Origin of the sequence: Paenibacillus taiwanensis DSM 18679, from assembly GCF_000425125.1 — a bacterium.
Lineage (GTDB): Bacteria > Bacillota > Bacilli > Paenibacillales > Paenibacillaceae > Paenibacillus_B > Paenibacillus_B taiwanensis.
Map to the genome: position 1 here is coordinate 257,916 of NZ_AULE01000028.1, position 10,316 is coordinate 268,231.

At 45.0% G+C, this 10,316-nt stretch carries 10 protein-coding genes and 1 rRNA gene; 10 read left to right on the top strand and 1 reads right to left on the bottom strand.

Going from position 1 to position 10,316, the window contains the following annotated elements:
- The first annotated feature begins 12 nt into the window (after positions 1-12).
- From gatB to H509_RS0107670, 8 genes are all read left to right on the top strand, one after another.
- Positions 13-1,455 (top strand): Asp-tRNA(Asn)/Glu-tRNA(Gln) amidotransferase subunit GatB, encoded by a 1,443-nt coding sequence (gatB, locus tag H509_RS0107635; RefSeq protein WP_028544564.1) that lies wholly within the window; start codon positions 13-15, stop codon positions 1,453-1,455.
- Positions 1,456-1,599: 144 nt separating this feature from the next.
- Positions 1,600-2,067, top strand: a complete 468-nt coding sequence (locus tag H509_RS0107640; protein WP_028544565.1) for a GNAT family N-acetyltransferase — start codon at positions 1,600-1,602, stop codon at positions 2,065-2,067.
- Positions 2,068-2,188: 121 nt separating this feature from the next.
- Positions 2,189-2,836, top strand: a complete 648-nt coding sequence (locus H509_RS0107645) for an MgtC/SapB family protein (RefSeq protein ID WP_084159111.1) — start codon at positions 2,189-2,191, stop codon at positions 2,834-2,836.
- 150 nt (positions 2,837-2,986) lie between these two features.
- A complete protein-coding gene (locus H509_RS0107650; protein ID WP_051286876.1) occupies positions 2,987-3,601 on the top strand; it encodes an RNA polymerase sigma factor in 615 nt (204 codons plus the stop codon).
- A gap of 26 nt (positions 3,602-3,627) precedes the next feature.
- The gene (locus H509_RS0107655) at positions 3,628-4,275 is read left to right on the top strand and encodes a DUF6677 family protein (protein ID WP_051286877.1); all 648 of its coding nucleotides are present in this window, start codon (positions 3,628-3,630) and stop codon (positions 4,273-4,275) included.
- Positions 4,276-4,302: 27 nt separating this feature from the next.
- On the top strand, positions 4,303-5,481 hold the full coding sequence (locus tag H509_RS0107660; RefSeq protein WP_028544569.1) for a DUF4097 family beta strand repeat-containing protein: 1,179 nt from the start codon (positions 4,303-4,305) through the stop codon (positions 5,479-5,481).
- 150 nt (positions 5,482-5,631) lie between these two features.
- Positions 5,632-6,072 carry a peroxide-responsive transcriptional repressor PerR gene (gene perR / locus H509_RS0107665; RefSeq protein WP_028544570.1) on the top strand — a complete coding sequence of 147 codons (441 nt, stop codon included), beginning with the start codon at positions 5,632-5,634 and terminating at the stop codon, positions 6,070-6,072.
- A gap of 99 nt (positions 6,073-6,171) precedes the next feature.
- Positions 6,172-7,905, top strand: a complete 1,734-nt coding sequence (locus H509_RS0107670) for a glycosyl hydrolase family 18 protein (RefSeq protein ID WP_245596002.1) — start codon at positions 6,172-6,174, stop codon at positions 7,903-7,905.
- A gap of 212 nt (positions 7,906-8,117) precedes the next feature.
- Here the strand turns inward: H509_RS0107670 and H509_RS0107675 are convergent, their stop codons facing one another.
- Positions 8,118-8,573: a YgzB family protein gene (locus tag H509_RS0107675; protein ID WP_051286879.1), complete on the bottom strand. Its 456-nt coding sequence runs from the start codon at positions 8,571-8,573 to the stop codon at positions 8,118-8,120.
- 164 nt (positions 8,574-8,737) lie between these two features.
- Here H509_RS0107675 and H509_RS24605 point away from each other — a divergent pair, with 164 nt between their 5' ends.
- Both H509_RS24605 and H509_RS0107685 read left to right on the top strand, forming a co-directional pair.
- Positions 8,738-9,652: a hypothetical protein gene (locus H509_RS24605; RefSeq protein WP_051286880.1), complete on the top strand. Its 915-nt coding sequence runs from the start codon at positions 8,738-8,740 to the stop codon at positions 9,650-9,652.
- 492 nt (positions 9,653-10,144) lie between these two features.
- Positions 10,145-10,316: ribosomal RNA gene (locus tag H509_RS0107685) — 16S ribosomal RNA — on the top strand; the annotation flags it as partial.

Consider the following 10,316-nt stretch of genomic DNA (forward strand, 5'->3'; position numbering starts at 1 on the left):
GGAGGATCTGACATGCCGAGTACAAAATACGAAACGGTTATCGGCTTGGAGGTGCATGTAGAGCTGCATACAAAGTCGAAAATTTTCTGCGGCTGCTCTACTGCATTTGGCGCGCCTGCAAATACGCATACGTGCCCGATCTGCCTTGGTCATCCAGGTGTGCTGCCGGTATTAAACCGCCAAGCGGTTGAATATGCGATGAAAGCAGCTATGGCTCTGAACTGCGAAATATCGCCAATAAGCGACTTTGACCGTAAAAACTATTTCTATCCCGATTCACCAAAAGCTTACCAAATCTCACAAAATACGCGGCCTATTGGTTTAAATGGCTGGATCGATATTGAGGTAGACGGTGTCACTAAGCGCATTCGAATTAATCGTTTGCATATGGAAGAAGATGCAGGAAAGCTTACACATATAGATGGCGGCTTCGGTTCCTTAGTGGACTTGAACCGCTGCGGTACTCCGCTGGTAGAGATCGTATCGGAAGCTGATCTTCGCTCGCCAGAAGAAGCAAAAGCTTATTTGGAGAAAATGAAAGCTATTATGCAGTACTGCGATGTTTCAGACGTTAAGATGGAAGAAGGATCATTGCGCTGTGATGCCAATATTAGTCTTCGTCCTTATGGTCAAGCTGAGTTTGGTACGAAGGCGGAGCTTAAAAATATGAACTCCTTCCGTGGTGTGTTACGCGGTCTTGAGTATGAAGAAGAGCGCCAAGCCGACATTCTGGATGAAGGCGGCCAAGTGGTGCAGGAGACTAGGCGCTGGGATGAAGCGCAAGGGCGGACGCTTACGATGCGCAGCAAAGAAGAAGCGCACGATTATCGTTACTTCCCAGATCCTGATCTGGTAACACTTATTGTTGAGCCTGAATGGAAAGAACGTGTTCGAGCTTCGATACCGGAGTTGCCTGATGCACGTAAAGCGCGTTATGCAGCGGAGTACGGCTTGTCTCATTACGATGCGGAGGTTATTACCTCCTCGATCAAGATTGCCGATTTGTTCGAGCAGAGCTTGACGTATACGACGGACGCAAAAGCTGTTGCGAACTGGATTATGGGGGACTTGTTAGGTTATCTCAATCAGAATGGAAAAGAAATAGAAGAGGTGGCGCTGACTGGTGAAGGTCTTGGCGCTATGATCGGACTTATTGAGAAAGGCACAATCAGCAACAAGATCGCCAAAACAGTATTTAAAGAGATGGTAGAGAGTGGGAAATCTCCGCAAACGATCGTTGAGGAACAAGGCTTGGTTCAGATTAGTGACGAAGGAGCGATCAAAGCGATTGTGGAGAAAATCGTTGCGGCCAATCCTCAGTCTGTAGAAGATTTCCGTGCCGGTAAAGAAAAAGCAATCGGTTTCCTAGTTGGCCAAGTGATGCGTGAGACAAAAGGGAAAGCGAATCCGACAGTTGTTAATGAACTGCTTGCGGCGGTATTAAAGCAGGCTTAGTTCAAGAAAATGAAGCGGATGGCAGTTCATTTACGATTATCCTGATGGAGCAATGCTCCGCTAGAGTGGCCTCACTCTGCGGGGTGTATGCTCCGTTTGTGCAAGTGTGCTGTTGAATCATATTTTCATTAGAGGAGAATATGTATGATAAAATCATTAGATCTAAAAGATCAGGTCACACTGGAGGCCTTGTGGATGATGCAGCGGACCGCTTATCGTATAGAAGCTAATTTAATTGGTTTTGACAAGATACCGCCGCTTATGGAATCTATGGAGCAGCTTGCGCAAGCGAATGAGCAATTTTATGGGTGGTATACCGATGAGTACGTGCTGGCAGGCGCGGTGTCTACTGAAATGGAGGCGCCAGGTGAACTGCAAATATGCAGGGTGATGGTGCGTCCAGATCACTTTCGACAAGGAATCGCACGAAAACTGATGGATCACGTGTTACATATCGAAGGCATCCACACGTTTACGATCAGCACCGGCTTGAAGAATGAACCCGCTGTAACGCTTTACGAAAAATTAGGATTTCAATATAAATGTGATGATGAGGTTGGTCCTGGAATCGTGTTACGGACACTTGAGCTAAAAGTTCCCTCATGTATGTAAATTTTATGTTTGCTATGCAAACTTCGATAACAAGGGAGGTTGACCACCTTTGGCAACAAGCCATGTAGCTGATCCTTGGTTTATCGATAATGTGCATCTGACCATTCGTTTACTTCTAGCCATGCTGCTAGGTGGTCTTGTTGGACTGGAACGCGAACAAGCTAATCATCCAGCTGGACTACGCACCCACATTCTCGTGTGTATGGGCTCCGCACTTATTATGCTATTATCTATTTACGGATTCTCACAGTTTGTCACAGAAGGCAACGTCAGGGTTGATCCGGCAAGACTGGCGACAGCTGTAATAACAGGAATAGGCTTTCTAGGCGCGGGTACTATTATCTTTACAGGGAAATCGATAGCAGGACTAACGACAGCTGCATCACTTTGGGTCGTTGCTGCAATCGGGTTGGCGGTAGGCGCAGGTTTTTATTTTGCCGCTATTTTAACAACGGTGTTAGTTATCGTTAATTTGTTCGTATTCAGCAAGCTGGAACAGCGTTATATGGTAGGCAAGAAGCCGCGACTCTTGATGTTGGAGACGGATGAAGCGATTGATATCGTACCCGACCTTAACGCGAGTATGTTAGGGCACGGCATTGCTGTGAAGAAGATGACCATTATCCGCAAAGTGCACAACGATGATGATTATACGACTGCAGCTAAAGAAATTAGACTGGCGATCATCATTCCGAAACACACAGATCAGTTTTTATTTGCATCTGAGATTGAACGGTTACGGGGCGTGCGATCTGTGACCATCGAATAGTTATACCTAGACTAAAGTCGGTGAAACCTTCCTAGACCCAGGAAGGTTTCTTTGCGTTCTGGATTGCAATTACAATGAAGTTAACGAATAAAGAGCGCAGAACACGGATAGGAAATTTTTGAGCAGCTTGAGAAGAAAGGATGTAGTCAGGTGAAAAGAGAGAACGCTGTTACTGTACAGTCTAGGGAGTTAGATGAACAATTGGTGGAGCAATTTCAGCAGGGGAATACGGATGCATTTCATGATTTGGTGGAAAGACATCAACATTTTGTGTTAACTTGTATTTGTCGCACAGTTCCGGATCGTTATTTAGCGGAAGATGTTGCACAGGATGTATGGGTCAAAGTATATCGGTCTTTGCACACCTATCGCGGCGAAGCAAAGTTTACGACTTGGTTGTACCGGCTTACGAGAAATCAATTAATTGATACGCTTCGCAAGTGGAAGTATCATCATCAGACGGAATTACTTGATCAGAATGTCCATGCGCATTCGGCACCTTTGCAATCATTGTCCTTGTGGGATGATGTTCCAGAAGAGCGTTTGTTGAAGCGTGAGCGTTGTATGCAGGTTCAGGATACGCTTTGCAAGCTTCCCATCAAATATCGTACTGTTATGGTGTTGTATCACATGCGTGATAGATCCTATGCTGAGATTGCCGAGCAGTTAGCTATGCCGGTTCGAACTGTCGAAACACGATTATACCGTGCCAAATCGCTGTTTAAGCGGGCGTGGGGTCAGATCGCTGAACCATCTGCTACTTAACTAATATAATAAAAAGGAGGGATAACATGAGTGAATATCGATCTCAATCTTCAGCAAAGGATCAAGAAGAACAGTTTCTACGGCAGCGTATTCGCGAGATTGAACGTATTCAGGAGCAGCAGAACAAGCCAAATCAATCATTTGGATGGTACGAACAACAACCCCAGCCGCCTTATGCGCATGTGCCGGAGCCTCCTTTTATGAATCAGAAGCCCCCGCGTAAGAGCAAATTTGTAGCGGTGTTGTTTTCATTTTTGTTCCCGGGTGCAGGGCACTTTTATTTAGGTTTAATGCAAAGAGGACTACTTGTCATGATGCTGATCGCTCTTGATATTGTAGCTATTGTGTACTTTACGTCCAACATGGGTGAGAATGTGCCGTTGATCGTGCTGTTAGGTTTGTTTTTGCCCGTAATTTATTTCTTTAATTTATTTGATGCCATGCAGCATACGGATCGAGTAAACACCCAAGCCATTTATGGTAACACCGAAAAGGTGAAACAAGGCCCGTGGCTTGGCGTACTGTTAGTTATAATAGGACTTGTTATGCTTCTGTTCACCATTGATCCGAATTGGCTTCGTTGGATGTTTAAATATGCAGGGTCATTTGCAGGGGCTGCTGTCCTAATTGCAGGTGGCTTGTATCTCCTATTCAAGGAGTCCAGGAAAAAATAGTAGCGGCCGAGAAGGAGCGTGGTTGTCATGATAAAAGTAGGGCGAATTACGGCAGCTCTGCTTCTCGTAGCCGTTGGAGTATTGCTGCTGCTTGATCAGTTTTTGAAGGCTAACACCATTACGCTGCTTCTGACTTGGTGGCCCCTCCTGTTAGTAGGCTGGGGAGTAGAGGCGGTTATATATGGTTGGATAAATAAAACTCGCAAATGGAAATTTGATATTATTGGCATGTTTACAGCCGTAGGCATTGCGGCCGCTGTTTTTACAGTTGCGCAGCCACAGCTATTCCGCGACTTTATTCGCAGCGTCCAATTCGACTTTTCTATGATGAAACAGATGGTGTCATTGGACGGTGTTAATTTCGAGCAACCGATACAAAAGGAACGTATATCCGTGGACACAGAATCGCTCCAAGTAGAACAGCAGATCGGGGATGTATATATTCAATCGGGAACAGGCGATGAGATCATCGTTGAATCTCTTATTACGGTATATGGCCTTAACAAGGAAGAAGCTAGGGCAGTTGCTGATCCTATCCAGGTACAACTTGAGCATAACCAGCAAGAACGGAGCTGGACGATCCGCACGATTGGGGCGGATCAGATATATCGTTTGGGACATAAGGCTCGTATCGACCTCAAGATTTCAATTCCGTCCTCTATACGAATGCGTAGTTACGTTCGAGTGGAGAGTGGGGATGTCTATATGCGCGGCACCTCTGGAGATGCGATCATAACCTCACATAATGGCGATATTTTAGTAATGGATATCGCCGGTAAGGTGCAGACGGAATCTTACAGCGGTGATGTGGAAGTGAAGAATATTAGAGGTAATGTCCAACTCCACAATGAAACTGGCGATATTATTGCCAATCGTATGGAACATGATGCATTGATTGTGGCTAGCGGCGGCGATGTGTCAATACACGATGTAAAAGGTAACGTTAGTGTTAGCTGCCTAAATGGTAAAGTGGAAGTAGATACGGAGCAAATCGGCGGAGATTGGGACATAAAGGGGCTGGCAAGCGACGTTACTTTACAGTTGCCAGCGCATGCAGATATGACGATAACTGCAGAATCGTTATATGGCAGCATTCAAAGTGATTATTTGTTTTCGATCCATAACAGGCGGATGACAGGTGTTGTGGGGAACGGTCAATATCAAGTGCAAGTCAAGACAAACGGCAGTATTCAAGTAGGACATTAACTTGTCAATGATATTATCCCTTGTAAGTTAACATTGACAAAATAAAAATAGAAGACGTACAATGGACATATATTATTTGTTGATAATTGTTATAATGTAATATTGATACCCGTCAGTAACAAAGATTAAGGATAGAAGGTGGTGGTCAGGATGCAGACGCGGGTTCAGCATGCATTGGAACATTTAAAGATGTCCGGCGTACGAATTACACCGCAGCGTCATGCCATATTGGAATATTTGATGGATTCCATGACACATCCGACTGCAGACGAGATCTATCGAGCGCTAGAGCCTAAGTTTCCAAGCATGAGTGTTGCTACTGTATACAATAACTTAAAGACGTTTATTGAAGCGGGCCTTGTGCATGAATTAACTTATGGTGATAGTTCTAGCCGCTTCGATGCGAATGTGTCGGATCACTACCATGCGATATGCGAAAAGTGCGGGAAGATTGCTGATTTTTCAATGCCAGCGCTTGAGGCCGTTGAACAGACAGCAGCAGAACGAACGGGATTTCTCATCCGCGGACATCGAATGGAAGTGTATGGAGTGTGTCAGACTTGCGCAGAAAACAATTGTGTAAGTTCCTAAACAATATGAGTATTCTTAATATGCGCGCAGCGACTGAGGTCCTGCGCGTTTTTAATTTGTGTTTATGCGTTTCATAACGCCATCAGAATGGAGGCTGACATGGGAAATAGCAATAGTGCAAGATACATGTCAAGAAGTACAAATAAGCCTAAACCTAGACGAAGACGAGGTGGATGTCTCTTTTTGTTAGTTGGCTTATGTCTGCTTGGTTTTAGTGTGTGGCAGGGTTGGAAGCAAGGGCTGCCCAATCCAGATTATGCCAACACTAAATTACACGTCAAACAAGCCATTACCTGGAACGGCGAAGCTTCTGGATATGGAGCTAAAGGGAGCGGAGAAGAGTTATTAATTCCGCTTAAAGCGGTGCAAGAGCGAATAATGCCAGCGGCTATATATGAGAAAACATCCAAACTTGTTATTCTGACGAATGAATCACATGTTGCTGCCGTTTCAACAGAAGGCGATACAGGCTGGCTGGACGGAAACGTGAAAAATTGGGGGATTGGCGCTCAACTAGCAGGTGATCAAGTATATGTCCCGGCTAAAGTGTTGGAAGAACTAGAAGTGGCAACAGTTAAGGAATTTGCAGATACCGGAAACATTCGTATCACATTCCCAGGAGATACGATTCAAACGGGGAAGATCAAGCAGCAGGACAAGGTGGGGACGGTAGCCATGCGCTATCACCCAGAGAAAAAAGCGCCTATCGTCCGGGACTTGCCTGCTGGCACGGCAATTACAATGTGGTCGCTGCAAGAAGATTGGATTCTTATTCAAGATGATGGGGGACGACTTGGCTATGTTCGTGAAGAAGAAGTCGAGCTGTTGGAAAAGGAGAGTGTGCCCAAGGTAAAGCCGCTGTCACCTCCTCAATTTGTCGAGGAAGAGATACCTGTAAGCTTGGCGTGGGAGGCTGTATACTCACGGAATCCGAATCCGGATTCGCTGCCGAATATGCCAGGTATCAATGTAATTAGCCCAACCTGGTTCAGCCTGAAAGACAATGAAGGCAACGTAGCCAGTAAAGCAGACAAACGGCTTATGGATTGGGCGAAGGCAGAGGGCAAGTATGTATGGGCGTTATTTAGCAACAGCTTTGATCCTGAACGAACAACAGCAGCGCTAGCCTCCTTTGAACGTAGAGAACGCTCGATCCGCCAACTTCTTGCCTATGCAGAACAGTATAAGTTGGATGGTATAAATATTGACTACGAGAACGTAAACGTAGAGGATCGGGACAACCTGACTCAATTCGTTCGTGAATTAACTCCTTTGTTCCGCATGAAAGGGTTGGTTGTATCTATTGATGTCACGGCCAAATCAAGCAGCGGCAGGTGGTCACAATTTCTCGATCGGGAAGCGCTTGGTGCTGCTGTCGATTATATGATGGTTATGGCGTATGATGAGCATTGGGCAGCAAGCCCGAAGTCAGGCTCGGTGTCATCTCTGCCGTGGGCAAAAAGTGTAGTGGCCCGCATTATAGAAGAAGACAACGTTCCAGCGCATAAAATGGTACTTGGGATGCCACTCTACACTCGAATTTGGTCAGAGACCAGCGAGGCTGGCGAAACAAAGGTGAAGTCTCAATCCGTCGGGATGAGATCAATAAAGGAGTGGCTGGAGAAATATAAGCTAACACCTACCTTCTCCGAGCAAGAAGGACAGTATTATGCGGAGGCGACAGACAAAGGTGTGAGGCAGCGCGTATGGATTGAAGACGAAACTTCTATTAATGCACGTATTAAAATGGCAAAAGAGTTGAAGCTTGGCGGTGTTGCGGTATGGGCGAGAGCATTAGGGGATGATGATATTTGGAAAATCGTTCACTACTGAGTTTCGTATGAGGAATGGATATGAATGTGCGTATGCGTCTGTGACGTGAACTTATAACTTTATTGTAAAATGACATGTAAAAAGAGCCGTTATCTTCTTCAGCATCATTTAGCTGATAGAAAGTATAACGGCTTTTTTGTTGTTTATTTTATAGAGATAAACATGTTCATGATGCGATTTCGTCTGTTAGAGCGTGACTTGCTGCTAAGGGGTTAATTGGATTTGGGCACTGAAGTATTCTGTGCAGGATTAGAAGCTGGAAGGTGGCTGTTATGATCAGAATCTGTAACCTCATATAAAGGATGCTCCGTGGCCTGATCAGGATCGAGTGTCAGTATGGTGCGGCAGAACATGCAGCGATCGGTTTTTCCTAATATTTTGGTTTGTTTGCCGCATTCAGGACATTGAAGCATGATGGCACTGGTAGAGAGCATTCCTGCCCAGAAGTAAATAGCTACACTTCCTAAGAGCGCTATCATCCCAATAATCATAAATATCGCCGCAAAAGGTCTGCCTGCCAGTCCCCACATAAGAATGCCGGCTGTACCTAATACCATCAATCCCATGCCGCCCATAGTTAATACTAAACCCCATAATCTAAATTCATTAATCTTGCTGGACTTGAACAATCGTGGCTGTTGAACAGGTTTGTTCGATAGATGGTTCATGGTAGCGACTCCTATCAAGAATAGAATAGTTTTATACAAATTAGGAGGAAAGAGACGATCTATGTAGAATTATAAACTATCATCACCTGTAAAGAAAAGCCATTATGTTAAATGAACAGTTTGAATGCATGCAAGAAGAACGCTAATAAAAGTGTGGGGTACGTGTGGACAAAGGAATTAGGAAGTATTCACTGCCAATAGGTCATCTTCTAAATGACGAATTAGTTGTCGGTATCATTACTTTAGACCGAGAAGCTGTCGAATCTAAGATTCCCCAGTTTGTAGAGTGGCATCATTACGTGCTTGTGATTCAGAACACCTCTATGCCTCTTCCGCGGAGTCCGATTCGGTTAATTGATGAGGATAACCAGCATATAATCGTTACTTGCTTGGCTGCGAGTGAGCTTATGGAGGGGGACCTTATGAGAAATGATGACATGAGGCGCGTGATTGCAATGGGAAACATAGAATGGGATCGGTTCGGTTATATTGAAACATTGCGGCACAAGCTCCGCGGTGTTAAGAGTGAGAGGGAGCAATTGATACTCTCCAAGTTTACTTCATTTGTTTACGCCTATTGGAATGCCAAGCGAATGCTGCTTGCAGGCTATGAACTGGATGCGCTGACTTCAATAGCAAAAGCATTAAGGGAATGGGCAGAGTTGTCCGCATACGAGGAAGGTTTGGTGCCGGACCTTCATATTTGGCACCAGGTAAAGTCGTTGAATCCGGGTGTACATAAGTTGTATGAAGAATTGGCAACTAGCGAGGAGACGATACACCAACGTGTTGAATTAGTGCTCCTTGCTTGTGAGTTCTCGATTACAACCAAGATGAAGACGTGCTTGGCTCCTCTTATTCGTATACTTAAACAAGCAGAGAATGGGGTTACGTTACAGGAAATGGAGCAGTTTGCTGAGCTGCAAGTAGTGGCTGAGCACTTGCCAATGCTGATGGATAAGCTGATGGGAAAAGGATACGTCCAAACTACATTAACGTTACCAGAAGATACGTGGGCACCGCTTGGCTTTGCTCCGGTGTACCACTGGAACGGGGAACGAGAGGTAGTTCATGGCTGATTGCCGTTGTGGTTCAGCCAAGTGTATGTTGTAAGCTTGGCTGAAGTAAGCATAAGGCCTCTATATCTGTACCTTATAATTAAGTGTTGACTTGATTGCTTGGGGTATGATAAATTAGAACTCGTCCTTCTTATAGGGGATGCGAGATAAGCGTTGAGGGTTTGATCGTTCAAATATATGAACGAAACGACTGAAAAACTTTTTCAAAAAAAGTGCTTGACTCGAAAGTGGTTAACATGGTATATTATAAAAGTCGCCGCTGAACGATGCGACGAACTAAAGCGGAATTGGTTAACGGCCAATCAGCTTATATTGTTCCTTGAAAACTGAACAACGAGCAACGTTGAATGAAGGACATGACTTCGGTCATGAAGCGCATTTAACGGGAATGTTAAGAATCACGAGATTTATCTCGTCAGCAATACAAATGAGCAAGTCAAACACTTGAGTGAAATTTGATCACAATCTTTTGATTGTGTAGCGAAATTCGCTTTAATGGAGAGTTTGATCCTGGCTCAGGACGAACGCTGGCGGCGTGCCTAATACATGCAAGTCGAGCGGAGTTGATGAGGTGCTTGCACCTCTGAGACTTAGCGGCGGACGGGTGAGTAACACGTAGGTAACCTGCCTGTAAGACTGGGATAACCCACGGAAACGTGAGCTA

What these genes read in the sequence shown, in the direction of transcription:
- gatB (WP_028544564.1), top strand. Translation starts at nt 13, where the DNA reads ATGCCGAGTACAAAATACGAAACGGTTATCGGCTTGGAGGTGCATGTA.
- H509_RS0107640 (WP_028544565.1), top strand. Translation starts at nt 1,600, where the DNA reads ATGATAAAATCATTAGATCTAAAAGATCAGGTCACACTGGAGGCCTTG.
- H509_RS0107645 (WP_084159111.1), top strand. Translation starts at nt 2,189, where the DNA reads ATGCTGCTAGGTGGTCTTGTTGGACTGGAACGCGAACAAGCTAATCAT.
- H509_RS0107655 (WP_051286877.1), top strand. Translation starts at nt 3,628, where the DNA reads ATGAGTGAATATCGATCTCAATCTTCAGCAAAGGATCAAGAAGAACAG.
- H509_RS0107660 (WP_028544569.1), top strand. Translation starts at nt 4,303, where the DNA reads ATGATAAAAGTAGGGCGAATTACGGCAGCTCTGCTTCTCGTAGCCGTT.
- perR (WP_028544570.1), top strand. Translation starts at nt 5,632, where the DNA reads ATGCAGACGCGGGTTCAGCATGCATTGGAACATTTAAAGATGTCCGGC.
- H509_RS0107670 (WP_245596002.1), top strand. Translation starts at nt 6,172, where the DNA reads ATGGGAAATAGCAATAGTGCAAGATACATGTCAAGAAGTACAAATAAG.
- H509_RS0107675 (WP_051286879.1), bottom strand. Translation starts at nt 8,573, where the DNA reads ATGAACCATCTATCGAACAAACCTGTTCAACAGCCACGATTGTTCAAG.